Genomic DNA, 25,770 nt, shown 5'->3' with positions numbered 1-25,770 from the left:
AGCAAGGCAGGCCGTACTTACCTGCCCCTGTGACCAGGTAAGTACGGCCTGGCTCACTGCCTCTGAGCCGTCATCCGACTGGCCCTTTTGTTGCGATTATCGGCCTCTGTCGGGGCTCCGCGTGGCACAGATCGAGCAGGTACGAGAACTGGCTCGGTGTGAGCGAAGGGTCGACGCGATGGAGTTGATTGCAGGAAATCCGGCAGAGCTGCGGACGGGCGGTACGGAGGCGGCGGTACGGGGCGGCACGGACCGGGGCGAGGTGTCGCGGGGAAACCTGGGCGACCGGGCCCGGGGCTCCCTGCTCGGTCTCGCGGTCGGTGACGCGCTGGGCGCACCGGCGGAGAATCTGCGGCCGTCCGAGATCCGTCGTCGCTGGGGCCGGATCGAGGGCTTCGTGAGCGACGACCCTGCGGGTACGGACGACACGGAGTACGCGATCTTCTCCGGGCTGCTGCTCGCCCGGCACGGTTCGGCACTGACCGTCACCCATGTGGAGCGGGCCTGGCATCTGTGGATCGCCGACCTGGACGAGGGGCCGTTCCGCGGCGCCGGGTTCAGTGAGCGGGGCACGCTGGAGAATCTGCGCCGGGGCCTCGCCGCCCCGATCTCCGCCCAGCACCGGCATGCCTGGAGTGACGGCCTGGCGATGCGGGCGGCGCCGTTCGGCGTCTTCGCGGCGGGCCGGCCGGACGAGGCGGCACGGCTGGTCGCGGTGGACGGACGGGTCAGCCATGACGGTGAGGGCATCTACGGCGGCCAGGCGGTGGCGGCCGGGGTGGCCGCTGCGATGGCGGGTGCCGGGGTCGCGTCGGTGATCGCCGCCGCGCTGTCCGTCGTTCCCATGGACTCCTGGACAGCGCGCTCGCTGCGGCGCGCGGTGGCGGCCGCACAGCGCACGTACCCCGACCGGCTCACCAGGGAACGCGCGGTGCGCTCCGCGGTTGTCGTCGGCGGCTATCCGTGGACGGACCTGGCGCCCGAGGCGGTCGGCCTGGCCTTCGGCGCGTTCGCGGCAGCGCGCGGCGACTTCCGTACGGCGGTGCTGACCGCGGTCAACATGGGCCGCGACGCGGACACGACGGCCGCGGTGGCGGGGGCCCTGGCCGGCGCCCTGCACGGGGCGTCCGCGATTCCGCGGCACTGGGGGGAGGCGATCGGCCCGGTCCGGGGCAGCTGCCTGCCGTCGATGCGGGGCTACCACGTCCTGGACATCGCGGAGTTGCTCACCCCGGACGACGCGGACGAGGTGTGCAAGGAGGCGCGGAACGACGCCGGTACGCCGGAGGGCGACCCGGCGCGGAACACCGGCGCCGAGTACGCGCAGCCCGGCGCCCCGTCCGCCGCCTCCCCCACCACGGGCGGAACGGTGGTGGAGTGATGACCACCGAGCGCGGCACTCAGGAAGACCCTCACCGGGACGCCCCGCACGAAACCCCCCGCACCGCCGCCTCCCGTATCCGTACCCGTCCCGCCCCCGGGCACAGGGCCCGGATCGAGGGGCTGTTGCTCGGGCTCGCCTCCGGGGACGCCGCCGGGTGGCCGGCCGCGCGGCACCGGGCCGCCCGGATGCCCGAGTGGACCCGGCGCCTCACCCGGGAGCTCGACACCTTCGCCGAGCAGAACGCCACGACCACGCTGCCCGTACCCATCGCGCTCAACCAGCCGCCCGAACCCCTGCGCCTCGGGCCCTCCGACGACGCCGAATGGGCGGCGTTCGCTGCCGGGACCGTGCTCACCTCGGCTGCCGGTCCACTGCATGGGCTGTCCCCCGAACGCCGGATGCGGGCCGCCGTCGATGTCGCCTGGACCGCTCTGGCGGCCGAGGTCGCCGCGGCTGCCGCCCGTGCCCCCGAGGTCGAGTCCGCGGTGCTCCCCCTGCGCGCCCGGATCTCGGTACGGGCCGGGCTCGGCAATCTCGCCGCCGGGCTGCGCCCGCCCGCCACCGGGCACGACAATCCGCACTACTTCGACGACGCGGCCTGCGTACGGGCAGCCGTGCTCGCCGTCGTCCACCCCGCGGACCCCGCCGCAGCCGCCGACCTCGCCGAGTTCGACGCCCGCTACACCCAGGACGGCGACGGTGTGCACGGTGCCCGCGCGATGGCGGCCGCGATCGCCGAGGCCCTGGGCGGTGCGGACGTGGACACCGCTGTGAACGCCGCGCTCGCCCAGCTCCCCGATGGCACGGAGATCGCCCGCAACGCCGCCCACGCCGTCCGGATCGCCCGCGACTTCGTCGGCGAGGCGGCCGGCGCGTTCGCCCTCGTACCGGTGCTGGAGCATCAGATCGTGGACCACGTCTACAGCTACGGGATCGCCGCCGCCGAGACCGTCCCGGTCGCCCTCGCCCTGGCCACCGCGGCCCGCGGCCAGATCGCCCAGGCCATTCCCGCGGCGGCATGCCTGTCGCGGGTGGCCGACTCGGCGCCCGCGCTGGCTGGCGCTCTGACCGGTGCGCTCGGCGGCATCGGCGCTCTCCCGGACGGCTGGCGCGAGGCCTGCCGCACCCTGGCGGGGTGTGCGCTGCCCCGACTCGCGGGGACCGATCTCATCGAACTCGCCGGGCTGCTGGCAGACACGGAACCGAAGCCCGCGGGTGGACAATTCGGACATGACATCCATGACGCCCATGTGGTCCGAGGCGAAGACCACGGCACTCACACTTGATGAACGGATCACGGGAGCGCTCGTCGGCGCCGCGGTCGGCGACGCGCTCGGCGGTCCGGTCGAGGGCCGGTCCCCCGAGCAGATCGCGGCACGCCACGGCGGGCGGATCAGCGGCATCGTCGGCCCGTGGGACGGCGACGACTGGCGTACCGCCCGCCCCATCGCCCCATACCACAAGGGCGACGGACACGTCACCGACGACACCTTGATGACCCATGCGCTGGTGCGGGTGTACGGCGCCGTGCGCGACCATCTCGACGCGTACGCGGTCGCCGACCATCTCGTGCCGGAGCTGATCTCCACCCCCCGCTGGATCCCGGAACTGGAGGCCGACGCGCTGCCGCTCCAGCGGATCTTCCTCGCCGAGAAGTGGATCGTCGCGCGGCTGCACTACGGGCATGTCGATCCGCGCGAGGCGGGCTCCGGAAACATCGTCAACTGCGGTGCGGCGATGTACATGGCACCGGTCGGGCTGGTCAACGCCGCCCACCCGCAGGCCGCGTACGCCGAGGCGCTGGATGTCGCCGGTGCCCATCAGTCCTCGTACGGCAGGGAGGCGGCCGGAGTCTTCGCGGCGGCCGTCGCCGCCGCCTGCGCCCCGGACGCGACGCCCGCCACCGTCGTCGACACCTGTCTGTCGCTCGCCAAGGACGGGACGCGTGCCGCCATCGAGGCAGTGTGCGAAGTGGCCGTACGGCACCGCGACTTCGAGTCGGCCCTGACCCCGCTGCGTACCGCCGTCGCGCGCTTCGACACCGTCGGCCCCGACTACCGCGCCCCTTCCCTCGGCGCCCGCCGGCCGTCCCGGCTGCACTCCATCGAGGAACTCCCGATCGCGCTCGGCATGCTGCTGGTCGCGGACGGCGACTACCGGCACGCGGTCCTCGGCTCGGTCAATTACGGCCGGGACTGCGACTCGATCGCCACGATGAGCGGCGCGATCGCGGGCGCGCTCCACGGTGAGCGGGCGATCCCCGCCACCTGGGTGAGGACGGTCGCCGAGGCCAGCCGACTCGATCTGCACGCCCCCGCGCGGACCCTGGCCGACGTCTCCCGCAACGTGTTCGCACGGGACACGGCCCGGCGCCGCGCGCACGAGTCGGCGTTCGCCGCACTGGTGGGTACGCCATGAAGGTACGGGTGACGTGGGTGCAGCCCGAGGACCTGGTCGGGCACGAACTGCGCCAGGCGGCCGAGGACGGCCGGGACGCGCGGGCCATCGCGCGCCGGTGGTACGAGGCGGGCGGCGCCCCCGCCCCGGAGCGCGCGGGCGCGTCGACCCCTGCGGCACCCGAGCTGCGCGCACTGGCCGAACGGCTGCTCGACGAACTCACCCTGCTGGAATCACCGTTGGAGGCTGACGAGCCGACGGAGCTGACCGCGATCCGGGCCGCATGCCCCAACTGGCCGGTTCCCCGCGCGGACTTGCCGCCGGTGAGTCAGGACCGCCTGCACGCCGCCTGGCTGGGCCGGGCCGCCGGCTGTCTGCTCGGCAAACCCGTCGAGAAACTGCCGCTCGCCGGCATTCGCGCACTGGCGCGCGCCACCGGCAACTGGCCGCTGGCCACCTGGTTCACCGCCAAGGGGCTGCCCGCCGAACTGGCCGCCACCTACCCCTGGAACCGACGCTCCGCACACACCTCCCTGGCCGAGAACATCGACGGTATGCCGGAAGACGACGACCTCAACTACCCCCTGCTGACTGTGTTGTTGCTCCAGCGGTACGGCCCGTCCTTCACCACCTGCGATCTCGCCCGGCTCTGGCTCGACGAACTCCCGGCCGGCCGGACGTTCACCGCCGAGCGAGTCGCGTACCGCAACCTGCTCGACGGGATCGAGCCCCCGCACACCGCCAGGTACCGCAACCCGTTCCGGGAGTGGATCGGTGCCCGGATCCGGGCCGATGTGCACGGCTGGACGCATCCGGGCGACCCGTCGGCCGCGGCGGAGCAGGCGCACCGGGACGCCGTCCTCACCCACACCGCCAACGGGGTGTACGGGGCGATGTTCACCGCTGCGGCGCTCGCCGAGGCGGCCGGCGGTGAGAGTGATGTGCACGGCGCTCTGGCCGCCGGGCTGCGTGTGGTCCCGCCGCGTTCACGGTTCGCGCACGCGGTGCGTTTCGGTGTCGGGGCGGCCCGCGGCGAGAGCGGCTTCGACGCGGTGGCCGACCGGCTGCACGCCGAGTACGGCAGCTACCACTGGGTCCATGTGCTGCCCAATGCCGCACTGCTCGCCGCCGCCCTCACCCACGCCGACGGCGACTTCTCCGACTCCATCTGCCGTGCCGTGTCGGGTGGTTGGGACACCGACTCGAACGGAGCGACTGCCGGTTCGCTCGCCGGTCTGTTGGCGGGGCGGCCCACAGCGCTCCCGGCCCACTGGACCGCCCCGCTGAAGAACCGCCTCGCCACATCCGTCCCGGGTTTCGACGCCATCGGCTTCGACGCACTCGCCGAACAGACCCACCGGCTCACCCACAAGGAGGCACTCCGCCCATGACCGGCATCGCGGTGCTCGGCAGCACCAATATGAACCTTGTCGCATACGTCGCACGGGCTCCGGAGCGCGGAGAGACCGTCACCGGACGGGAGCTGCGCACCATCCCCGGCGGCAAGGGCGCCAACCAGGCCGTCGCCGCCGCCCGTGCGGGCGGCGAGGTGATGATGATCGGCGCGGTCGGCGACGACGAGTACGGCACCCTGCTGCGGTCCAACCTGGAGCACGCCGGCGTCGACACCGATCTGCTGCACACCGCGGAAGGCCCCAGCGGCACCGCGCACATCGTCGTCGACGACATGGGCTCCAACTCCATCGTGGTGATCCCCGGCGCCAACGGCACCGTCACCGCTCTCGGCCCCGGTGAAATGGCCGCCATCGCCGGAGCCGATCTGCTGCTCCTCCAGCTGGAGCTGCCGCTGCCCGCCGTGCTGGAGGGCGCGCGGGTGGGCCACGCCCAGGGCGTACGGACCATCCTCACCCCCTCCCCCGTACAGCCCCTGCCTTCCGAACTCCTCGACTGCGTCGATCTGCTGATCCCCAACGAGCACGAGGCGGCCGAGCTCACCGGCTCCGCGGATCCCCATGCGGCAGCGCAGATCCTGCTCAGCCAGGTCCCGGCGGTCGTCGTCACCGTCGGCTCGAAGGGCTGCCTCTACGCGGCCCGGGGCAGCGAACCCATCCTCTTCCCCGCTCCCGAGGTCACCGCCGTCGACACCACCGGGGCCGGGGACACCTTCGTCGGCACGCTCGCCGTGGCCCTCGGCGAGCGACGGCCCGTACCGGAGTCACTGGCCTGGGCGTCGTCCGCCGCCGCGCTCTGTGTACAGAGGCCCGGCGCCTCGACCTCCATGCCGTACCGCAGCGAGATCGACGCCGCATGAACGCGACTGCGCAGGCGCCTCTGACCGGACTGCGGGTCATCGACCTCGCCACGCTCTTCGCAGGCCCCCTCTCCGCCACCATGCTCGGCGACTTCGGCGCCGAGGTGATCAAGGTCGAGCATCCGCGCAAGCCCGATCCGTCGCGCGGGCACGGCCCCACGAAGGACGGCGTCGGCCTGTGGTGGAAGCTGCTCGGCCGCAACAAGCGCAATCTGACCCTCGATCTGTCCAGCCCCGGCGGGCGCGACATCCTGCTCCGGCTGGCCGCCGGGACCGATGTGATCATCGAGAACTTCCGGCCCGGGACGCTGGAGCGCTGGGGCCTCGGCTGGGCGGAACTGCACGCCGTCAACCCGCGGCTGGTGCTGGCCAGGGTCACCGGCTTCGGCCAGTTCGGCCCGTACGCGCACCGCCCCGGTTTCGGCACGCTGGCCGAGGCGATGAGTGGATTCGCCGCGATCACCGGAGAACCGGACGGGCCGCCCACGCTGCCACCGTTCGGGCTCGCCGACTCGATCGCGGCGCTGGCCACCGCGTACGCCGTGATGGCCGCACTCGCCGGACGCGACAGGACCGGGGAGGGGCAGATCGTCGACATGGCGATCATCGAGCCGATCCTGACGGTGCTCGGCCCGCAGCCGGTCTGGTACGACCAGCTCGGCTACGTACAACCGCGCACCGGCAATCGCTCCCGGAACAACGCCCCGCGCAATACGTACCGCACATCGGACGGGCACTGGGTGGCCGTATCCACCTCCGCGCAGTCGATCGCCGAACGGGTCATGCATCTGGTCGGCCGGGCCGAGCTGATCGACGAACCCTGGTTCGGCTCCGGCACCACCCGCGCCGAGCACTCCGACGAGCTCGACGATGCGGTCGGCAACTGGATCGCCCGGCACACCCGTGAGGACGCGGTCTCCGCGTTCGAGAAGGCGGAGGCGGCGATCGCACCCATCCACGACATCCGGGACGTGATGGAGGACCCGCAGTACCGGGCTCTGGACTCCATCACCGAGGTCGACGACCCGGAGCTGGGGCCGCTGCGGATGCAGAACGTCCTGTTCCGTCTCTCGGGGACACCGGGCGCGATCCGCTGGGCGGGCCGGCCGCACGGTGCGGACACCGACGAGATCCTCACCGGGCTGGGTCTGTCGGGCCCGGAGATCGCCGCGCTGCGGGCGGAGCACGTCCTGTGACGGCGACGGTCCCCCTCACCTTGCTGTACGTTCCCGGGGACCGGCCCGAGGTGGTGCGCAAGGCGCGCGAATCGGGAGCGGATGTGGTGATCGTCGATCTGGAGGACGCGGTCGCGCCGGACCGTAAGGAGTACGCACGGTCCGCCACCGCCGAGCTCCTGGCCGAGGCGGTCGAGGAGACGGCAGTGCCGATCCATGTCCGGGTCCACACCGAGGCGGACGTCCTCGCCCTGGCCGGGCTGCCGGGCCTCGCCGAACTCCGGCTGCCGAAGATCACGCATGCGGCGTCCGTCCATCACATCGCGGCTGTGGCACCGGGGGTCGCGCTCTGTCCGCTGCTGGAATCGGCGCTCGGCATCGAGCACGCGTACACGGTCGCCGCCTCCCATCCCCAGGTCCGCTCCATCGCACTGGGCGAGGCGGACCTCCGGGCCGATCTGGGGGTACGGGAGGACGCCGGGCTCGACTGGTCGCGCAGCCGGGTCGTGGTCGCCGCCCGCGCGGCCGGGCTCGCGCCGCCCACCCAGTCGGTGTTCCCGGACGTACGGGACCTGGACAGCCTCCGGGCGTCCTGCGCGCATGGCCGGGCGCTGGGTTTCCTGGGCCGGGCGGCGATCCATCCCCGCCAGCTCCCGGTCATCGAGCGGGCGTTCCGCCCGACGGCACAGGAGGTCGAGGCGGCGAAGGAGATCGTGGCGGCTGCCGTGACGGACGAGGGCGCGCTGGCTCTCCCCGACGGCCGGTTCGTCGACGCGGCGGTAGTGGCATCGGCCCGCCGCACGCTGGCGCTGGCACAGAGGCGGGGTGACGGGTGAGGTGCTGGACGGGTTCCGGCGCGGGGCCCACCCGCCTGACGGTTCCGTCCTCGATCGCCGGACGGGCTCGACTTCGCCCACCCGGCGTTCGAGTACAGGCGCGGGTTTGATCCATCCGCCCGGCGACCGCGAACACCGATGGCGCGAGGCCGAAATCAAGCCCGTCGAGGGGCTCCTCCCATGCCCTTGAGGCCATGGGGGAGATTGAGGACACGCTCTCGGCCGCAGGCCGGCGCAGAACGTGGGGCCCCGAACCAGACGGTTCAGGGCCCCCACCTGCACGTGCACACGGCTCAGCCGTTCTTCGTCGCCTCCGCGGTGCTGTTCTTCTCCGGCGCCTCCGCGGCACTGTCCTCGGCGTGCCCGGCGCCACCGTCCGCGTCCGCATCAGGCGCAACGGCACCGTCCGCGTCACCCGCGGCGTCACCGCCCTCCGCGCCCTCGCCGTCTTCGGCGTCCACCGCGTTCGGTTCCACGATCTCCTCGCGCCCCGGCCGTACCTTCGCCGAGATCACCATGTACGTCACCGCCAGCACGAGCACGATCAGCGCAGTCCACACATTCAGGCGCAGGCCCAGGATGTGGTGGGCCTCGTCGACCCGCAAGTACTCGATCCAGACCCGTCCGGAGCAGTACGCGGCGACGTACAGCGCGAACGCCCGGCCGTGTCCGAGCCTGAAGCGGCGGTCCGCCCAGATCACCAGCAGGGCGACGCCGATGCACCACAGCGACTCGTACAGGAACGTCGGGTGGTACGTACCGGCGACCCGGTTGGGGCCCTCACTGATCTCCAGCGCCCACGGCAGATCGGTCGGCTTGCCGTACAGCTCCTGGTTGAACCAGTTGCCCCAGCGGCCGCAGGCCTGGGCCAGGACGATGCCGGGGGCGAGCGCGTCGGCCAGGGCGGGCAGCGGGATCCCGCGGCGGCGGCAGCCGATCCAGGCGCCGACGGCGCCGAGCGCGATCGCACCCCAGATACCGAGGCCGCCCTCCCAGATCTTGAAGGCGTCGACCCAGTTCTTACCCTCGCCGAAGTACAGCTGGTAGTCGGTGATGACGTGGTAGAGCCGGCCGCCGACAAGGCCGAAGGGCACGGCCCAGACGGCGATGTCGGCAACGGTGCCGGCTCTGCCGCCCCGGGCGATCCAGCGCTTGTTGCCGAGCCAGACGGCGAGGAAGACACCGATGATGATGCAGAACGCGTAGCCGCGGAGCGGGATCGGGCCGAGATAGATCACACCGGTCGACGGGCTGGGAATGTAGGCAAGGTTCATGGCAGGGTCGACGCTACCCTGCCGGGTGGGGCGTACGGCAACCCACCCGGCAACGTCTGGGTAACGGGAAGGTCATCTGTTCCCCCTGTCGGACACGCTCAGGAGCCCGACGGTGCCGGGGTGACCGTGCCCGGCTTCTTGCCCTTGTTGGCCTCGGCGACCCACTTCTTCAGGTTGGCCGCGGTGATCGGTTCGTTCCCCTTCTTCGGGAAGATCGACTCGCCGTTGAGCAACGCGGTCGGCGTGCCCTCGAATCCGCCCTTCAGGAACGCCGTGTTGGACTTCTGGACCCAGCTGTCGTGCTTGCCGTCCTCCACACAGCCGCGGAAGGCGGCGGTGTCGAGTCCCGGGACCTTCCCGGCGAGCTTGATCAGCTTGGCGTTGTCGGCGAAGGCGTCGACGGACTCCTGCGGCTGGTTGCGGTAGAGGACGTCGTGGTACGCGGAGAACTTGCCGACGTCCTGTGCACAGGCCGCGGCGTTGGCCGCCCGCAGCGAGCCGCTGCCGCCGAGATTGCCGTCGATGATCGTGGCGAGGTGGTACTCGACCTTGATCTGTCCGGTCTTCTCCAACTGGTGGATGGTGTCCCGGAACGCGTTCTCGAACTGGGCGCAGACCGGGCAGCGGAAGTCTTCCCAGATGGCGAGTGTGGACGGGGCGTTGTCCGCGCCGACCTGGATGGCCAGGCTGTCCTTGCCGGTCGCACCGGACGGCGCGACGGCGGGGCCCGCCGTCTTGCTCTTGCTGCCGTTGTCGCCCGTGTTCGCGGCGATCACGCCGACGACGGCGGCCAGCGCCAGCACACCCACCAGGCCACCGCCGACGATCAGCATGCGCCTGCGTCGCTCGCGCGCCTTCTGGCGCTCCCGCTGCTGGACGAGCCGGTCTCGCGCGGCCCTTTTTCCCTGTTCGTTCTTCTCGCTCACACCCGCAGCAACGACCCGGGGAGGCACGTGCGTGCCTCCCCGGGTCCAGGTCCACCCATTTGGATTACACCCGTTTCAGCGCTTTCGAACGCCTTCGGCGAGTTCGCCCGCCAGGGAGCGGACCGCGGCCAGGCCCGCCTCCTCGTCGGGGGCGTCGAGCATGCCCTTGACGAAGGCCGAGCCGACGATCACCCCGTCGGCGAAGCCCGCGACCTCGGCGGCCTGTCGGGCGTTGGAGACGCCGAGTCCGACGCAGACCGGGAGGGACGTGGTGGCGCGGGTGCGCGCGACCAGGTCCTGGGCCTGCTCGCCGACGGACTCGCGGGTGCCCGTGACACCCATCAGCGAGGCCGCGTACACGAAACCGGAGCCGACCGCGGTGATGGTGGCGAGACGCTCGTCCTTGCTGCTCGGCGCGACGACGAAGACGGTCGCGAGACCGTGCTTGTCAGCGTGTTCGCGCCACAGTTCGGACTCCTGGACCGGCAGGTCGGGCAGGATGCACCCGGCGCCGCCCGCCTCGGCGAGCTCGGCCGTGAAGCGCTCGACGCCGTACCGGTCGATCGGGTTCCAGTACGTCATGACGAGGATCGGGACACCGGTCGCCTCGTACGCCTCGCGGACCGTACGCATCACGTCGGCGATCTTCACACCGCCGCGCAGGGCGATGTCGTCGGCGGTCTGGATGACCGGGCCGTCGAGCACCGGGTCGCTGTGCGGCAGCCCCACCTCGACGATGTCCGCACCGCCCGCCACGACCGCCTTCACGGCGGCGATCGCGCCGTCGACGGTCGGGAAGCCGGCCGGGAGGTACGCGATGAGCGCGGCCCTGTTCTCCGCCTTCGCCTGTGCGAGGGACGAACTCAACAACTCCACATTGCCGCTCACCTGGTGACCTCCTCTTCCCCGTCGGCCACGTCGGCCTCGACGACCCCGTCGGTCGCGTCGTACAGCCCGAAGTAGCGGGCTGCCGTGTCCATGTCCTTGTCGCCGCGGCCGGACAGATTGACCACGAGCAGTCCGTCCTTGCCGAGCTCCTTCCCGACCTCCAGGGCTCCGGCCAGCGCGTGGGCGCTCTCGATGGCCGGAATGATCCCTTCGGTACGGGAGAGGAGGCGCAGCGACTGCATGGCGGCGTCGTCGGTGACCGCGCGGTACTCGCCGCGGCCGATGTCCTTGAGGTACGCGTGCTCCGGGCCGATGCCCGGGTAGTCGAGGCCGGCCGAGATGGAGTACGGCTCGGTGATCTGACCCTCGTCGTCCTGGAGGACGTAACTGCGCGAGCCGTGCAGGATGCCGGGCTCGCCCGCGGTCAGGGTCGCCGCGTGCTCGCCGGTCTCCACACCGTGTCCGGCGGGCTCGCAGCCGATCAGCCGGACGTGCGCGTCCGGGATGAAGGCGTGGAAGAGCCCGATGGCGTTGGAGCCGCCGCCGACACAGGCGATGGCGGCGTCCGGCAGCCGGCCGGTGCGCTCCAGGATCTGGCGGCGGGCCTCGACGCCGATGACGCGGTGGAAGTCGCGGACCATGACGGGGAAGGGGTGCGGTCCGGCGACGGTGCCGAAGAGGTAGTGCGTGTGGTCCACATTGGCGACCCAGTCGCGGAACGCCTCATTGATGGCGTCCTTCAGGGTCCTGGAGCCGGACCTCACGGCGATGACCTCGGCGCCGAGCATCCGCATCCGCGCCACGTTCAGCGCCTGCCGCTCGGTGTCGATCTCACCCATGTAGATCGTGCATTCGAGGCCGAAGAGCGCGCAGGCGGTCGCGGTGGCGACGCCGTGCTGGCCGGCGCCGGTCTCGGCGATGACCCGGGTCTTGCCCATGCGCTTGGTGAGCAGCGCCTGCCCCAGCACGTTGTTGATCTTGTGCGAGCCGGTGTGGTTCAGGTCCTCGCGCTTGAGGAAGATCCGGGCGCCGCCCGCGTGCTCGGCGAAGCGCGGGACCTCGGTCAGCGCGCTGGGGCGGCCGGTGTAGTTGACCATGAGCTCGTTGAGCTCGGCGGCGAAGGCCGGGTCGGCCTTGGCCTTGTCGTACTCGACGGCGACCTCGTCCACGGCGGCGACGAGCGCCTCCGGGATGAACTTGCCGCCGAACGCACCGAAGTACCCCTCGGCGCTGGGAATCAGACCCTCCGGGTCCGGAATGAAGAAGTCAGATGACATCCGACGTACTCCTCGACATTGCAATGGGTGGGTTCACCGTATGCGCCGTGAGCGGAGCGCCGCCGCGACCGGGAGCGGTCGGGCAGTGCGGTCGTACGTACGACAGGAGTGGTGCGGGTACGTCGGCCGGGGCTCGCTACAGCGCGGACCCCGTGCGCCATCGCATGCCGTTGACCTGGCCGGGCTCGTCGCCGATCACGTACCGCACGCGCCTGCCGTGCACGCGCCGGGCGGGGGCGCGGCAGCCGCGGGGGCGGCAGCCGCGCGCCAGCGGCGCGTGCGGGTCCCGGGCAGCCGTCACCACGGCCAGGCGCAGGCGCGGCCGGGCGCGGGGCACGGGACGGGCGGCGGACATGGTGCGGGTCAGCCCCGTCCGTGCCGGAGGGCCGGGTGGGCGCCCGCGGCGACCAGGTCGGCGACAGCGGCCCGCGGGTCGCGGCCGGTGACCAGGGACTCGCCGACGAGTACGGCGTCGGCGCCGGCGTTGGCATAGGCAATGAGGTCGTGCGGGCCGCGGACGCCGGACTCGGCGACCTTGACGATGCCCGCCGGAATCTCGGGGGCGACACGCTCGAAGGTGGAGCGGTCGACCTTGAGGTCCTTCAGGTTGCGCGCGTTGACACCGATGATCTTCGCTCCGGCGTCCACGGCTCGTTCCGCCTCCTCCTCGTCGTGCGCCTCGACCAGCGGCGTCAGGCCGATGGACTCGGCGCGCTCGATCAGGGAGACCAGGGCCTCCTGGTCGAGGGCGGCGACGATCAGCAGGGCGAGGTCGGCGCCGTAGGCGCGGGCCTCCCAGAGCTGGTACGAGGTGACGATGAAGTCCTTGCGCAGGACCGGGATGTCGACCTTGGCGCGGACGGCCTCCAGGTCGGCGAGGGAACCGCCGAAGCGGCGCTCCTCGGTGAGGACCGAGATGACGGACGCGCCGCCCGCCTCGTAGTCCGCGGCGAGCGCGGCCGGGTCGGCGATCGCGGCAAGTGCCCCCTTGGAGGGGCTTGAGCGCTTGACCTCGCAGATGACGGTCACGCCCTCGCCGCGCAGGGCGGCGACTCCGTCCTTGGCCGCAGGAGCGCGCGCCGCGCGTTCCTTCAGCTCGTCGAGGCTGACACGCGCCTGCCGCTCTGCGAGGTCGGCGCGTACGCCATCGATGATCTCGTCGAGCACACTCACGCGAGCGGCCCCCTTCCGGGACGGTGATGAGGGAACAGGATCAGCCATGTCAATGCTATCCGCAGGAGGCCAAAGGGCCCGAATCCAGTCACCGAATGTCCCATTACCTGGGCATTCAAGGCGCCAGCACCGATCCGACCGGCAGATTCCGGACGACCGAGAAGATCAGCAGCACGGCCCCGATCCCCCACCAGACGACGGGCTTCGCGGCGATGCTCATGGGCCTGCCCCGGGAGGCGCGGGCCATCCAGACCACCCAGAGGACGGCGAAGATCCCATAGCCGACGACGGCGAGCGCATTGGAGCCGAGGGCAGCGGCGATGTCGCCGTGCGCGACGGCGTGGGCACTGCGCAGCCCGCCGCAGCCCGGGCAGTACAGGCCGGTGAACCGGAGCAGTGGGCAGACCGGGTAGTGGCCCGGCTGATTGGGGTCGACGGCACCGACGTAGCCGAACGCCCCGATGACGGCGGCCATGACTCCCACCGGGGTGGCGAGCCGCCGGACAGCCGACCGGGGCAGGGGCGCGGGCGGGAAGACCGGCACGGGCGGGTGACCGGGCGGGCCCGGTGCGGCTGCGGGAGAAGGCGAGGCGTCCACCCGGTGATTGTCCCCGGTCACACGGAACGGCGCAGCCCGGCCCGGGCTGCGCCTCGCACGATGGGTCCGACCGGGGTCAGGAGGAGATCTGAGCCTGTCCGGCCCGCGCCCTGGCCGCGGCCATCTCGGCGGACTCCTTCGGCATGCCGAGGCCGGCGGCCTTCATCGCGAGACCGACAATCCCGCCGATGAAGATGACCGCCATTCCGGCCCAGAAGCCGAGCGGGTTGGCCGCGACAATGAAGACGCCTGCGACGCAGAAGCCGATGAAGGAGATGATGACACCGGTCCAGGCGGCCGGGGTGTGTCCGTGGCTGCTGCCCGCCATGAGTTGCTCCTTGTTGGTGATGCGCTGTTGGTATCGCTGTACGCAAAGCTGGTGCCGCTGTTGGTGCCGCTTGTGCAGAAAGCTCAGCCTCATTGTCCCGTACGTGCGGGTGCGACGTGAGCCGGGGGTCATGCCTCGCGCGTCGGGTCCTCGCCGCGGTCCAGGGCCTTCCACAGGTCCTCGGGCCGGTCCGGGTCCGGGGCGGTGCGGGCGGCCTTGCGGGGGCGGGGGGTGCCGTCCCGTTCGTACCGTCCCGACATGGTGGGCCAGAGCTTCCCGTACCGAAGGGCGAGCAGCCCGGCGAGCAGGATCAGCAGGCCGCCGGCTGCGGTGACGTAGGGCCACACGGTGTGGCTGAGGGCCTCGATGGTCGCCGAGGCGTCGCCGGTGGTCTGCGCGGCCTTCTCGTCGAGCGCCGAGCTGTCGGAACCGCCGAGGTAGGCGCTCAGCCCGGCACCGAGGCCGCTGAGGGCGAGGAGCCCGGCGACGATCAGCCGCGCGCCGCTGCGGACGGCGAAGACGGCGACGAGGGCGGCCAGGCCGACTACGGCGAGGGCTGCCGGAAGACCGGTGACGTCCTGGCCGTCGGCGGTCAGCGGCAGGGTGCCGCCACCGACGGCCGCCCGGCCCTCGGCCCACGTCTGGCCGGAGGCGAGCAGGACGACGGTGGCGCCGGCCGCCCCGAGGAGCAGGCCGGCGGCCAGGCTGCGGCGGCTTCCCGCGACGTCGGACGCGGTGGCGGCTCGGGCACGGGGCTGGGGTACGGGGACAGCGCTCACGTACTCCACTATCCCTTACCGCCTCATGCTCCGCGGAGCCGGTTGGCCGTATGCACCGCACGGAGCACCGCGGCGGCCTTGTTGCGGCACTCGGTGTCCTCGGCGACCGGGTCGGAGTCGGCGACGACACCTGCTCCGGCCTGGACATACGCCGTGCCGTCGCGGAGCAGGGCGGTCCGGATCGCGATGGCGGTGTCGGAGTCCCCGGCGAAGTCGAGGTAGCCGACGCAGCCTCCGTACAGTCCGCGGCGGGTCGGTTCGAGCTCCTCGATGATCTGCATCGCGCGGGGCTTGGGAGCGCCGGAGAGGGTGCCCGCGGGGAAGCACGCGGTGAGGACGTCGAAGGCGGTGCGGCCCTCGGCGACGCGGCCGGTGACGGTGGAGACGATGTGCATCACGTGCGAGTACCGCTCGATCGACATGAAGTCGACGACCTCGACGCTGCCGGGTTCGCAGACCCGCCCCAGGTCGTTGCGGCCGAGATCGACGAGCATCAGATGCTCGGCGCGTTCCTTCGGGTCGGCGAGGAGTTCGTCGGCGAGCGCCTGGTCCTCCTGCGGAGTGGCGCCGCGATGCCTGGTACCGGCGATCGGGTGGACCATGGCGCGTCCGCCCTCGACCTTGACGAGGGCTTCCGGACTGGAGCCCGCGACGTCGAAGCCGTCGAAGCGGAAGAGGTACATGTACGGCGACGGGTTGGTGGCGCGCAGCACCCGGTAGACGTCCAACGCGCTTGCCGTGCACGGGGTTTCGAAGCGCTGGGAGGGGACGACCTGGAAGGCCTCGCCGGCCCTGATGCGTTCCTTCACATCCTCGACGGCATCCTGGTACGCCTTGCCGCCCCACAGCGCGGTGTACGGGGGGAGCTCGGACGGCGGGAGGGCGGCGGGGGCGTTCTCGACGGGACGCGAGAGGTCCTGCTCCATGGCGTCGAGACGGGCGACGGCGTCCGCGTACGCCTCGTCGACGCCGGTCGCGAGGTCGTTGTGGTTGATCGCGTTGGCGATCAGCAGGACGCTGCCGTCCCAGTGGTCGAGTACGGCCAGGTCCGAGGTGAGCAGCATGGTCAGCTCGGGAACGTGGAGGTCGTCCTCGACGCTGTCGCCGATCTTCTCCAGGCGGCGCACGATGTCGTAACCCAGGTAGCCGACCATGCCGCCGGTGAACGGGGGCAGCCCCTCGTCGACGACCAGGTCGTGCGGGGTGTGCAGGGTCTCGATGGTGGCGCGCAGGGCCTGCAGCGGGTCGCCGTCGCCGGGAACGCCGACGGGCGGGGTGCCCAGCCAGTGGGCCTGTCCGTCGCGTGCGGTGAGGGTGGCGGCACTGCGTACCCCGATGAAGGAGTAGCGCGACCAGGTGCGGCCGTTCTCCGCGGATTCGAGGAGGAAGGTGCCGGTGCGCTCGCCCGCGAGTTTGCGGTAGAGCCCGACCGGGGTGTCGCCGTCCGCGAGGAGCCGGCGGCTGACGGGGATGACGCGCCGGTCGACGGCCAGCTTGCGGAAGGTATCGAGATCCATGACGGCTGACCCTACTGAGCGAGCGGGAGGACGTCTGCGTCGAAGCAGGTGCGGTCGCCGGTGTGGCAGGCGGCACCCGTCTGGTCGACCTTGACGAGGACGGTGTCGGCGTCGCAGTCGAGGGCGACGGACTTGACCTGCTGGATGTGGCCCGAGGTGTCGCCCTTGACCCAGTACTCCTGACGGCTGCGGGACCAGTAGGTGCAGCGGCCAGTGGTGAGGGTGCGGTGCAGGGCCTCGTCGTCCATCCAGCCCAGCATCAGCACCTCACCGGTGTCGTACTGCTGGGCGATGACCGGGACGAGGCCGTCGGCACCGCGCTTGAGGCGAGCGGCGATGGCCGGGTCGAGGTTGCCGGACGGCGGCGGAGTGCTGGGCGTTGGCGCGCTGGTCATGCGCCCATTGTGCCGTGGCCGCGGGAGCAATTGCGTGCAGCGTTCACTGGGCGGACCGCTTGCGGCGGTCGTACGCTGGCGAGCATGTCGACCCATGCGAAGCGTGAACGACTTCTGCTCGCCGACCTGTTGGAGGCGGCGGGACCGGAAGCCCCGACCCTGTGCCACGGCTGGACGGCCCGGGACCTGGCCGCCCATGTGGTGGTCCGCGAGCGCCGGCCGGACGCGGCGGGCGGGATTCTGCTGGGCGCGCTCAAGAACCGTCTTGAGCGGGTGCAGGCCGAATTCGCCTCGAAGCCGTACGAGGAGCTGATCCAGCTGATCCGTACGGGACCGCCGAGGTTCTCCCCGTACGCCGTGAAGCAGGTCGACGAGGCAGCCAACACCATCGAGTTCTACATCCATGCGGAGGATGTGCGCCGGGCCCAGCCGGACTGGTCGCGGCGGGACTTGGACCCGGTCTTCGCCGATGTGCTCTGGTCGCGCGCCGAGAAGACGGCCCGGCTGCTGGGCCGCAAATCCCCGGTGGGGCTGGTGCTGCGCCGCCCGGACGGCCAGACGGCGGTGGCGCACAAGGGCACCCCGGTGGTGACGGTCACCGGCGAGCCGGGCGAGTTGCTGCTCTTCGCATTCGGCCGGCAGGACGCGGCGACGGTGGACCTCGAGGGCGACAAGGAGGCGGTGGCCCGGCTGCACACGGCGGAGCTGGGGATGTAGGGCCGACGAGTCCGGGTCAGCGGGGAAGTTCCGCGCGGCGCAGCCGGGTGAAGGCCAGACCGGCCGTCGCCCCCGCCGCGCACACCGCAGCACTGGTGACGAAGACCGGGCCCGTTCCCCAGGCGGCGACGGCGGCTCCCGTGACCGGATAGCTGAGCGGTGCGATCGCATGGGTGAAGAGCGTCGAGACCGAGGTGACCCGGCCCAGGTAGGCGGGGTCGGTGACGGTCTGAATCAGGGCGCCGCACAGGGAGCCGCCGAGGCCGGCGAAGAGCCCGATGCAGACGGCGACGGCGATGGCGAGGCCCACCGAGGGGACGTGGGCCAGGGCCGCTATGGCGACTGCGCCGATCAGCATCGTCAGGCACATCACGAGCCCGGCCCGTGGAACCCGGCCGCGCACGGCGAGCAGCAGGGCCGACGCGCCGGCACCGATGCCGAACGCGGCGACGATCCAGCCCATGCCGGACGCCCCCCAGCCGCGCTCGCGGACGAGCAGGATCAGTCCGAGGTTGAGCGGCCCCGCGAAGCCCAGTTCGCTGAGGGCAACGGCGAGCATCAGCGGTCCGAGCACCGGGTGACGGCGGATGTGACGCAGCCCGTCGGTCAGATCGTGCCAGGCGGTGCCGGAGGGTTGGGCAGTCTCCCGGGCGGGTAACGGACTGATCCGCAGGGACAGGAGCAGCGGCAGCGATACGGCGAAGAGCACCCCGGCTGCGGCGAACGCGAGCCTCGGGCCGCCGACGGCCACCGCGACGCCGCCGAGCGGGGCTCCGACGACATTGGCGGTACGGGAGGCGAGTCCGCGCAGCCCCTGGACGCGGGCCAGCTGTCCGGCGGCGGTGATCCGGGGCGGCAGCGCGCCGACGGCGGGCAGGAAGAGGGCGTCGACCACGCCGAAGACGAGCGCGACGGCGATCAGCATCCACACGGCGGGCGAGGTGAGCAGCAGCGCGCCCGCCAGGCCCAGGACGACCAGGCAGCGGGCGGCGTCGCTGCCGATGACGACGCGGCGCGGACCGATCCGGTCGGCGAGCACTCCCCCGCCGAGCATCAGCAGGGCCCTGGGTATGGAGCCGACGGCGAGGACGAGTCCGGCCTGGGTGGCGCTGCCGCTGCGGGCGGCGGCCCAGGCGAGCGCCATGTAGTAGACGCTGTCGCCGATCATCGAAGCGGTGTAGGCACCGAGCCAGCGCAGGACGTTGCCGTCGCGATGGGCGGGGCGTTCGGGAGCTTTCGTGGCTGTGACGGTGACGGTCATGAGGGTCGTCCTCTCGGGGCGCAGGCTCAGATGCGGAACGGGAATCCGTACAGGTGCATGGCGACGTTCTCGCGCCCTTCCGTGTCGCCCGCCTCGTCGCGGGCACGGCCGAGCTCCTCGTACCGGTCGATCACCTCGTGCACCTCGCGGCTGAGCGCGGCGAGCTCCTCGGCGGTGAGCCGGGCCAGGTACTCGGAGCCGGAGGCGGCGCTGCGCCACTCCAGCGACCAGCTCTGGGCCGAGTCGAGGTAACGGCGGTACAGCTCGATGTGCTGGTCGAAGGAGAGCCGGCCGACAGCGGCATGCGTGGCGACCTTCTCGGGCGCGTCGCTGAAGTCCTCTTCGCGAAAGCTCAACCCCTTCGAGGCGGGCTGCCACCAGCGCTCGCGGCCGTCCTTGCCCTGCTGCTCGGCCTCCTCGATCAGACCGTGGTCGGCGAGCTTGCGCAGGTGGTAACTGACCAGCGCGACCTGCTCGTCGACCTGCTCGGCGAGCTGGGAGGCAGTGGCCTTACGGGCGATGTGGAGCGCCCGGTAGAGCTTCATCCGCAGCGGGTGCCCGAACGCCTTCAGGGTCTCCAGATCCGAGATCCGGCGCGATTCATTGCTTGCCATGCCTTCCACCGTAAACAGGAAGGAAAACTTGCGCAATCACTATTGCGCAATAAATGTTGCGGGGTTTGGGTGGTGTGTGGCCGCGACCGGGAGATGCGACGCGACTGCCCTCAGAACGCCGATCGCCGGGTGGAGCCGAAAAACGGCTCCACCCGGCGATCGATGACTGCTGCGGTCAGCGGACCGGGTGTCCGGCCTCCCTGAGCGCGCCCTTGACCTCGGAGATCCGCAGATCACCGAAGTGGAAGACGGACGCGGCGAGCACCGCGTCGGCGCCCGCCGCGATGGCCGGCGCGAAGTCCGCGAGTCGGCCCGCGCCGCCGGAGGCGATGACAGGGACGGTCACGTGCTCCCGTACCGCCGCGATCATCTCGGTGTCGTAGCCGTCCTTGGTGCCGTCCGCGTCCATCGAGTTGAGCAGGATCTCGCCCGCGCCCAGCTCGGCGGCCCGGTGCGCCCATTCGACGGCGTCGATGCCGGTGCCCTTGCGGCCGCCGTGCGTGGTGACCTCGAAGGTGCCCGCGGGCGTGCGCCGGGCGTCCACGGAGAGCACCAGGACCTGGCGGCCGAAGCGCTCGGCGATCTCCCGGATGAGGTCCGGGCGGGCGATGGCCGCGGTGTTGACGCCGACCTTGTCCGCACCGGCCCGCAGCAGCTTGTCGACATCGTCGGCGGTGCGGACGCCGCCGCCGACCGTGAGCGGGATGAAGACCTGCTCGGCGGTGCGGCGCACCACGTCGTAGGTGGTCTCCCGGTCGCCGCTGGACGCGGTGATGTCCAGGAAGGTCAGCTCGTCGGCGCCCTCGGCGTCGTACAGCTTCGCCATCTCGACCGGGTCGCCCGCATCGCGCAGGTTCTGGAAGTTGACGCCCTTGACGACCCGGCCGTTGTCGACGTCCAGGCACGGAATGACGCGTACCGCGAGGGTCATCGCGCACCTGCCCGGTATGCCTCGACCTCGACCTCGACGACCAGGCTCGGGTCCACGAAACCGGACACGATGATCATCGACGCGGCGGGGCGGACGTCGTCGAAGAGTTCCTTGTGGGCGCGGCCGACCTCGTCCACGTCCCGGGCGTGCGTGATGTACATCCGGGTGCGGACGACGTCCTCGCGGCCCAGACCGAGCTGCTTCAGGGCGTCGAAGGCGACCTTGAAGGAGGTGACGGTCTGCTCGTACGGGCCGCCCGCGGAGATCTGCCCGTTCTCCACCGACGTGCAGCCGGCCACCAGGACGAGCCCGCCCGGCAGCTCGACCGCGCGGGAGTAGCCGAACTTGTCCTCCCAGGGGGCGCCGGAGGAGATGCGGTTGACAGAGTCGGTCATCCGGAGACCACCTGCAGTGCTTCTTCGAGGGTGAACGCCTTCGCGTACAGCGCCTTGCCGACGATCGCGCCCTCGACGCCGTCCGGGACGAGCGAGGAGATGGCCCGCAGGTCGTCCAGCGAGGAGACACCGCCGGAGGCGACGACGGGCTTGTCCGTGGCGGCGCAGACGTTCTTCAGGAGCTCCAGGTTGGGGCCCTGGAGCGTACCGTCCTTGGCGATGTCGGTGACGACGTAGCGGGCGCAGCCCTCGGAGTCGAGGCGGGCAAGCGTCTCGTAGAGGTCGCCGCCGTCGCGGGTCCAGCCGCGGCCGCGCAGTGTCGTGCCGCGGACGTCGAGGCCGACGGCGATCTTGTCACCGTGTTCGGCGATGACCTTGGCGACCCACTGAGGGGTCTCCAGGGCGGCGGTGCCGAGGTTGACCCGGGTGCAGCCGGTGGCGAGAGCCGCGGCGAGCGAGGCGTCGTCGCGGATGCCGCCGGAGAGCTCGACCTTGATGTCCATGGAGCGGGCGACCTCGGCGATCTGCGCCCGGTTGTCACCGGTGCCGAACGCGGCGTCCAGGTCGACCAGATGCAGCCATTCGGCGCCTGCCTGCTGCCAGGCGAGGGCGGCCTGCAGGGGGTCACCGTAGGAGGTCTCGGAGCCGGACTCGCCGTGGACGAGGCGGACGGCCTGGCCGTCGCGGACGTCGACGGCGGGGAGGAGTTCAAGCTTCGGCATTACAGCGTCTCGATCCAGTTGGTCAGCAGCTGGGCGCCGGCATCGCCGGACTTCTCGGGGTGGAACTGGGTGGCCCACAGGGCGCCGTTCTCCACGGCCGCGACGAACGGCTCGCCGTGGGTGGCCCAGGTGACCCGGGGCGCGCGGATCTTGGCGTTGGTGACCTCCAGGCTCCAGTCGTGCACGGCGTAGGAGTGCACGAAGTAGAACCGGGCCTCGGGGTCGAGACCTGCGAAGAGCTGGGAGTCCTCGGGGGACCGCACGGTGTTCCAGCCCATGTGCGGGACGATCGGGGCCTTCAGCGGGGCGACGGTGCCGGGCCATTCGTCCAGCCCCTCCGTCTCCACACCGTGCTCGATGCCGCGCTCGAAGAGGATCTGCATACCGACGCAGATGCCCATGACGGGGCGGCCGCCGGAGAGCCTGCGACCGATGATCCATTCACCGCGGGCCTTCTTCAGCCCCTCCATGCAGGCGGAGAACGCACCGACGCCGGGCACCAGCAGCCCGTCGGCGTTCATCGCCTTCTCGTAGTCGCGGGTGATCTCGACATCCGCGCCGACGTGGGCGAGGGCCCGCTCGGCGGACCGGACGTTGCCGAAGCCGTAGTCGAAGACGACGACCTTCTTCTTGTCGCTCTTCTTCTTGTCGCTCACAAGTCGTACCTCAGTCCCAGAGTCCCTGGATCCGCATGACGCCTGCTACCAGGCACATCACGGACGCGAGCCCGAGCAGGACGATGACGCCCCTGGGCATCTTCTGCTTCGAGAAGGAGTAGACCCCGCCGGCCAGGAACAGTCCGACAACGATCAGGATGGTGTTCAGGCCGGTCACAGCGCGCCCTTCGTGGAGGGAAGAATTCCAGCAGCACGCGGATCGTGCTCACTGGCGTAGCGCAGGGCACGGGCGAGCGCCTTGAACTGGCACTCCACGATGTGGTGGGCATTGCGCCCGTACGGCACGTGGACGTGCAGGGCGATCTGCGCCTGGGCGACGAAGGACTCCAGTATGTGCCGGGTCATCGTCGTGTCGTACTCGCCGATCATGGGCGCCATGTTCTCGGGCTCGGTGTGCACGAGGTACGGGCGGCCGGACAGGTCGACGGTGACCTGGGCCAGCGACTCGTCCAGCGGGACGGTGCAGTTGCCGAAACGGTAGATGCCGACCTTGTCGCCGAGGGCCTGCTTGAACGCGGCGCCCAGGGCGAGGGCGGTGTCCTCGATGGTGTGGTGCGAGTCGATGTGCAGGTCGCCTTCGGTCTTGACCGTGAGGTCGAAGAGTCCGTGCCGGCCGAGCTGGTCGAGCATGTGATCGTAGAAACCGACCCCGGTCGACACCTCGACCCTGCCGGTGCCGTCGAGGTTGATCTCGACGAGTACCGAGGTTTCCTTGGTGGTGCGTTCGACTCTTCCTACGCGGGCCGCGCGAGTCATGCGTCGTGCTCCTTCTTGAGTTCGCGTACCGCATCGAGGAACGCGTCGTTCTCTGCCGGGGTGCCCGCGGAGACCCGCAGCCATCCCGGTACGCCGTTGTCCCGGACCAGGACGCCCCGGTCGAGGATCTGCTGCCAGGCGGTGTGGCTGTCGGCGAAGCGGCCGAACTGGACGAAGTTGGCGTCCGAGTCGGTGACGTCGTAGCCGAGAGCGCGCAGCTCCGTCACGATCCGGTCGCGTTCGCTCTTCAGCTGCGCGACATATCCGAGCAGCGTATCCGTGTGCTCCAGGGCGGCGAGTGCGGTGGCCTGGGTGACGGAGGACAGGTGGTACGGCAGTCGCACCAGCTGGACCGCGTCGACGACGGCCGGGTCGGCGGCGAGGTAGCCGAGGCGCAGTCCGGCGGCGCCGAACGCCTTCGACATGGTGCGCGAGAGCACCATGTTCGGCCGGCCCTCGATCAGCGGGAGCAGCGAGGCGTGGTGGCTGAACTCGCCGTACGCCTCGTCGACGACGACCATCGACGGCTTGGCCGCCTGGGCCGCCTCGTACAGCGCGAGTACGGTCTCGGCGTCGACGGCGGTGCCGGTGGGGTTGTTGGGCGAGGTGATGAAGACGACGTCGGGCCGGTGCTCGGCGATGACCTTCCGGGCGGCCTCGACGTCGATGGTGAAGTCCTCGTTGCGCGGTCCGGAGATCCAGCCGGTGCCGGTACCGCGGGCGATGAGGGCGTGCATGGAGTACGAGGGCTCGAAGCCGATCGCGGTGCGCCCCGGGCCGCCGAAGGTCTGCAGCAATTGCTGGAGCACTTCGTTGGAGCCGTTGGCCGCCCAGACGTTGGCGAGGCCGACCTCGTGTCCGGCGGTGCGGCTGAGGTAGCGGGCCAGCTCCGTACGGAGCTCGACGGCGTCCCGGTCGGGGTAGCGGTTGAGGTCGCGGGCGGCCTCGCGGACCCGCTCGGCGATCCGGTCGACGAGCGCCTCGGGCAGCGGGTACGGGTTCTCGTTGGTGTTCAGCCGCACGGGTACGTCGAGCTGCGGCGCCCCGTACGGGGACTTGCCACGCAGTTCGTCGCGGATCGGGAGCTCGTCCCAGGCGTTGCGGGTGGACTTACTGTGCGTCACTGCTGCGGAACCTCTCCGCCGAACCTGGCCTTGAGCGCGGCGCCGTGGGCGGGGAGGTCCTCCGCCTCGGCGAGGGTCACGACATGGTGGGTGACCTCGGCGAGCGCATCGCGCGTGTAGTCGACGATGTGGATGCCGCGCAGGAAGGACTGCACGGACAGGCCCGAGGAGTGGCAGGCGCAGCCGCCGGTCGGCAGGACGTGGTTGGAGCCCGCACAGTAGTCGCCGAGCGAGACCGGGGCCCACGGGCCGACGAAGATCGCCCCGGCGTTGCGGACCCGGTCGGCGAGCGCGGCGGCGTCGGCGGTCTGGATCTCCAGGTGCTCGGCGGCGTACGCGTCGACGACCTTGAGGCCGTCCTCCAAGTCGTTGACCAGGACGATCGCGGACTGGCGGCCGGCCAGTGCGGGCTCGATCCGGTCGGTGATGTGCTTCGTCGCGGCGACCTGCGGCTTCAGCTCGGCCGCGGTGGCTGCGGCCAGTTCCTCGGAGTCGGTGACGAGGACGGCGGCGGCCATCGGGTCGTGTTCGGCCTGGCTGATCAGGTCGGCGGCGACGTGCACCGGGTCGGCGGTGGAGTCGGCGAGGATCGCGATCTCGGTGGGGCCCGCCTCGGCGTCGATGCCGATCCGGCCCTTGAGGAGGCGCTTGGCGGCGGCGACATAGATGTTGCCGGGGCCGGTGACGAGGTTCACCGGAAGACAATCGGCCGTTCCGTACGCGAACATCGCGACGGCCTGGGCGCCGCCGGCCGCGTACACCTCGTCGACGCCGAGCAGGGCGCAGGCGGCGAGGATCGTCGGGTGCGGCAGACCGTCGAAGTCCTTCTGCGGCGGGGATGCCACGGCGATGCCCTCGACGCCCGCCTCCTGGGCCGGTACGACGTTCATGACGACGGAGGACGGGTAGACGGAGCGCCCGCCCGGTACGTACAGCCCGACGCGCTCGACCGGCACCCACTTCTCGGTGACGGTGCCGCCGGGGACGACCTGGGTGGTGTGCGTGGTGCGGCGCTGCTCGCGGTGGACGAGGCGAGCGCGGCGGATCGACTCCTCGAGGGCGGCCCGTACGGCCGGGTCGAGCCGCTCCAGCGCCTCGGCGATCGCGACAGCCGGGACACGGATCGAGTCGATCCGTACGCCGTCGAATTTCTCCCCCCACTCGATCACTGCCGCCGAGCCACGATGGCGTACGTCCTCGCAGATGGGCCGCACCGTCTCCAGGGCGGCTTCCACGTCGAACTCGGCACGGGGCAGCAGGTCGCGCAGGGCTCCACCCTCGGGGAGGGCGTTGCCGCGCAGATCGATTCGAGAGATCACACCGCAATTCTCTCAGACCGCCTCCGGCGTCCGGT

The 25,770-nt window shown here is 71.4% G+C and carries 29 protein-coding genes; 8 read left to right on the top strand and 21 right to left on the bottom strand.

All coding sequences use genetic code 11. The features are described from left to right. The first annotated feature begins 178 nt into the window (after positions 1-178). Genes OG953_RS31820 through OG953_RS31790 form a run of 7 tightly spaced genes read left to right on the top strand, consistent with a single transcriptional unit; the run spans position 179 to position 8,064 of the window. Positions 179-1,381, top strand: coding sequence for an ADP-ribosylglycohydrolase family protein (locus tag OG953_RS31820; RefSeq protein ID WP_405688666.1), 1,203 nt, complete (start codon positions 179-181; stop codon positions 1,379-1,381). Beyond that, the gene (locus OG953_RS31815; RefSeq protein ID WP_405688665.1) at positions 1,381-2,670 is read left to right on the top strand and encodes an ADP-ribosylglycohydrolase family protein; all 1,290 of its coding nucleotides are present in this window, start codon (positions 1,381-1,383) and stop codon (positions 2,668-2,670) included. Before OG953_RS31820 ends, OG953_RS31815 begins: the two co-directional genes overlap by 1 nt. Next, positions 2,624-3,802 carry an ADP-ribosylglycohydrolase family protein gene (locus OG953_RS31810; RefSeq protein WP_405692172.1) on the top strand — a complete coding sequence of 393 codons (1,179 nt, stop codon included), beginning with the start codon at positions 2,624-2,626 and terminating at the stop codon, positions 3,800-3,802. Before OG953_RS31815 ends, OG953_RS31810 begins: the two co-directional genes overlap by 47 nt. Then, the gene (locus OG953_RS31805) at positions 3,799-5,172 is read left to right on the top strand and encodes an ADP-ribosylglycohydrolase family protein (protein ID WP_405688664.1); all 1,374 of its coding nucleotides are present in this window, start codon (positions 3,799-3,801) and stop codon (positions 5,170-5,172) included. Before OG953_RS31810 ends, OG953_RS31805 begins: the two co-directional genes overlap by 4 nt. Continuing rightward, complete coding sequence (rbsK, locus tag OG953_RS31800; protein ID WP_405688663.1) at positions 5,169-6,053, top strand: ribokinase; 885 nt, start codon at positions 5,169-5,171, stop codon at positions 6,051-6,053. The genes OG953_RS31805 and rbsK overlap by 4 nt, the downstream gene beginning before the upstream one ends. Further along, entirely contained in the window at positions 6,050-7,249 is a 1,200-nt protein-coding gene (locus OG953_RS31795; protein ID WP_405688662.1) for a CaiB/BaiF CoA transferase family protein, read from the top strand. Before rbsK ends, OG953_RS31795 begins: the two co-directional genes overlap by 4 nt. Beyond that, entirely contained in the window at positions 7,246-8,064 is an 819-nt protein-coding gene (locus OG953_RS31790) for an HpcH/HpaI aldolase/citrate lyase family protein (RefSeq protein WP_405688661.1), read from the top strand. The genes OG953_RS31795 and OG953_RS31790 overlap by 4 nt, the downstream gene beginning before the upstream one ends. Positions 8,065-8,357: 293 nt before the next feature. Here OG953_RS31790 and lgt read toward each other — a convergent pair whose 3' ends face one another. The 11 genes from lgt to hisI all read right to left on the bottom strand — a co-directional run bounded on the left by lgt (position 8,358) and on the right by hisI (position 17,219). Beyond that, entirely contained in the window at positions 8,358-9,338 is a 981-nt protein-coding gene (gene lgt, locus OG953_RS31785) for a prolipoprotein diacylglyceryl transferase (RefSeq protein WP_405688660.1), read from the bottom strand. 98 nt (positions 9,339-9,436) lie between these two features. Beyond that, on the bottom strand, positions 9,437-10,264 hold the full coding sequence (locus tag OG953_RS31780) for a thioredoxin domain-containing protein (RefSeq protein ID WP_405688659.1): 828 nt from the start codon (positions 10,262-10,264) through the stop codon (positions 9,437-9,439). Positions 10,265-10,339: 75 nt separating this feature from the next. Then, positions 10,340-11,152 (bottom strand): tryptophan synthase subunit alpha, encoded by an 813-nt coding sequence (trpA, locus tag OG953_RS31775; protein WP_093895626.1) that lies wholly within the window; start codon positions 11,150-11,152, stop codon positions 10,340-10,342. Next, on the bottom strand, positions 11,149-12,429 hold the full coding sequence (gene trpB / locus OG953_RS31770) for a tryptophan synthase subunit beta (protein ID WP_405688658.1): 1,281 nt from the start codon (positions 12,427-12,429) through the stop codon (positions 11,149-11,151). The genes trpA and trpB overlap by 4 nt, the downstream gene beginning before the upstream one ends. A 136-nt stretch (positions 12,430-12,565) precedes the next feature. Continuing rightward, positions 12,566-12,784, bottom strand: a complete 219-nt coding sequence (gene trpM, locus OG953_RS31765) for a tryptophan biosynthesis modulator TrpM (RefSeq protein ID WP_405688657.1) — start codon at positions 12,782-12,784, stop codon at positions 12,566-12,568. Positions 12,785-12,792: 8 nt separating this feature from the next. After that, positions 12,793-13,602 carry an indole-3-glycerol phosphate synthase TrpC gene (gene trpC, locus OG953_RS31760; protein ID WP_405688656.1) on the bottom strand — a complete coding sequence of 270 codons (810 nt, stop codon included), beginning with the start codon at positions 13,600-13,602 and terminating at the stop codon, positions 12,793-12,795. 115 nt (positions 13,603-13,717) lie between these two features. After that, complete coding sequence (locus OG953_RS31755) at positions 13,718-14,200, bottom strand: DUF2752 domain-containing protein (protein WP_405688655.1); 483 nt, start codon at positions 14,198-14,200, stop codon at positions 13,718-13,720. A 76-nt stretch (positions 14,201-14,276) separates the two neighbouring features. Continuing rightward, positions 14,277-14,528, bottom strand: coding sequence for an HGxxPAAW family protein (locus tag OG953_RS31750; protein ID WP_405688653.1), 252 nt, complete (start codon positions 14,526-14,528; stop codon positions 14,277-14,279). Positions 14,529-14,656: 128 nt separating this feature from the next. Further along, positions 14,657-15,316, bottom strand: coding sequence for a TIGR02234 family membrane protein (locus OG953_RS31745; protein WP_405688652.1), 660 nt, complete (start codon positions 15,314-15,316; stop codon positions 14,657-14,659). Between the two features lie 14 nt (positions 15,317-15,330). Beyond that, positions 15,331-16,824: an anthranilate synthase component I gene (locus tag OG953_RS31740; protein WP_405688651.1), complete on the bottom strand. Its 1,494-nt coding sequence runs from the start codon at positions 16,822-16,824 to the stop codon at positions 15,331-15,333. A gap of 11 nt (positions 16,825-16,835) precedes the next feature. Next, positions 16,836-17,219 (bottom strand): phosphoribosyl-AMP cyclohydrolase, encoded by a 384-nt coding sequence (gene hisI / locus OG953_RS31735; protein WP_405688650.1) that lies wholly within the window; start codon positions 17,217-17,219, stop codon positions 16,836-16,838. 84 nt (positions 17,220-17,303) lie between these two features. On the opposite strand from hisI, the gene OG953_RS31730 reads away from it, so the two are divergent. Further along, a complete protein-coding gene (locus OG953_RS31730) occupies positions 17,304-17,936 on the top strand; it encodes a TIGR03085 family metal-binding protein (RefSeq protein ID WP_405688649.1) in 633 nt (210 codons plus the stop codon). 16 nt (positions 17,937-17,952) lie between these two features. Here OG953_RS31730 and OG953_RS31725 read toward each other — a convergent pair whose 3' ends face one another. The 10 genes from OG953_RS31725 to hisD all read right to left on the bottom strand — a co-directional run bounded on the left by OG953_RS31725 (position 17,953) and on the right by hisD (position 25,735). Beyond that, complete coding sequence (locus OG953_RS31725; protein ID WP_405688647.1) at positions 17,953-19,197, bottom strand: MFS transporter; 1,245 nt, start codon at positions 19,195-19,197, stop codon at positions 17,953-17,955. A gap of 26 nt (positions 19,198-19,223) precedes the next feature. Further along, complete coding sequence (locus OG953_RS31720) at positions 19,224-19,811, bottom strand: ArsR/SmtB family transcription factor (protein ID WP_405688646.1); 588 nt, start codon at positions 19,809-19,811, stop codon at positions 19,224-19,226. A gap of 175 nt (positions 19,812-19,986) precedes the next feature. Beyond that, positions 19,987-20,742 carry an imidazole glycerol phosphate synthase subunit HisF gene (gene hisF / locus OG953_RS31715; RefSeq protein ID WP_327366853.1) on the bottom strand — a complete coding sequence of 252 codons (756 nt, stop codon included), beginning with the start codon at positions 20,740-20,742 and terminating at the stop codon, positions 19,987-19,989. Then, a complete protein-coding gene (locus OG953_RS31710; protein WP_405688645.1) occupies positions 20,739-21,137 on the bottom strand; it encodes a RidA family protein in 399 nt (132 codons plus the stop codon). The genes hisF and OG953_RS31710 overlap by 4 nt, the downstream gene beginning before the upstream one ends. Continuing rightward, on the bottom strand, positions 21,134-21,859 hold the full coding sequence (priA, locus tag OG953_RS31705) for a bifunctional 1-(5-phosphoribosyl)-5-((5-phosphoribosylamino)methylideneamino)imidazole-4-carboxamide isomerase/phosphoribosylanthranilate isomerase PriA (RefSeq protein ID WP_093894916.1): 726 nt from the start codon (positions 21,857-21,859) through the stop codon (positions 21,134-21,136). The genes OG953_RS31710 and priA overlap by 4 nt, the downstream gene beginning before the upstream one ends. Next, complete coding sequence (gene hisH, locus OG953_RS31700) at positions 21,859-22,515, bottom strand: imidazole glycerol phosphate synthase subunit HisH (protein WP_405688644.1); 657 nt, start codon at positions 22,513-22,515, stop codon at positions 21,859-21,861. Before hisH ends, priA begins: the two co-directional genes overlap by 1 nt. 10 nt (positions 22,516-22,525) lie before the next feature. Beyond that, positions 22,526-22,693: a hypothetical protein gene (locus OG953_RS31695; protein ID WP_392183683.1), complete on the bottom strand. Its 168-nt coding sequence runs from the start codon at positions 22,691-22,693 to the stop codon at positions 22,526-22,528. After that, a complete protein-coding gene (gene hisB, locus OG953_RS31690; protein WP_405688642.1) occupies positions 22,690-23,292 on the bottom strand; it encodes an imidazoleglycerol-phosphate dehydratase HisB in 603 nt (200 codons plus the stop codon). The genes OG953_RS31695 and hisB overlap by 4 nt, the downstream gene beginning before the upstream one ends. Further along, positions 23,289-24,416 carry a histidinol-phosphate transaminase gene (locus OG953_RS31685; protein WP_405688641.1) on the bottom strand — a complete coding sequence of 376 codons (1,128 nt, stop codon included), beginning with the start codon at positions 24,414-24,416 and terminating at the stop codon, positions 23,289-23,291. The genes hisB and OG953_RS31685 overlap by 4 nt, the downstream gene beginning before the upstream one ends. Further along, a complete protein-coding gene (gene hisD, locus OG953_RS31680; RefSeq protein WP_405688639.1) occupies positions 24,413-25,735 on the bottom strand; it encodes a histidinol dehydrogenase in 1,323 nt (440 codons plus the stop codon). Before hisD ends, OG953_RS31685 begins: the two co-directional genes overlap by 4 nt. Positions 25,736-25,770 lie beyond the last annotated feature (35 nt).

Source organism: Streptomyces sp. NBC_00057 (assembly GCF_045041165.1).
Taxonomy (GTDB): domain Bacteria; phylum Actinomycetota; class Actinomycetes; order Streptomycetales; family Streptomycetaceae; genus Streptomyces.
The sequence above is the reverse complement of the archived record's forward strand: the minus strand, read 5'-3'. Positions and strand labels throughout refer to the sequence as shown.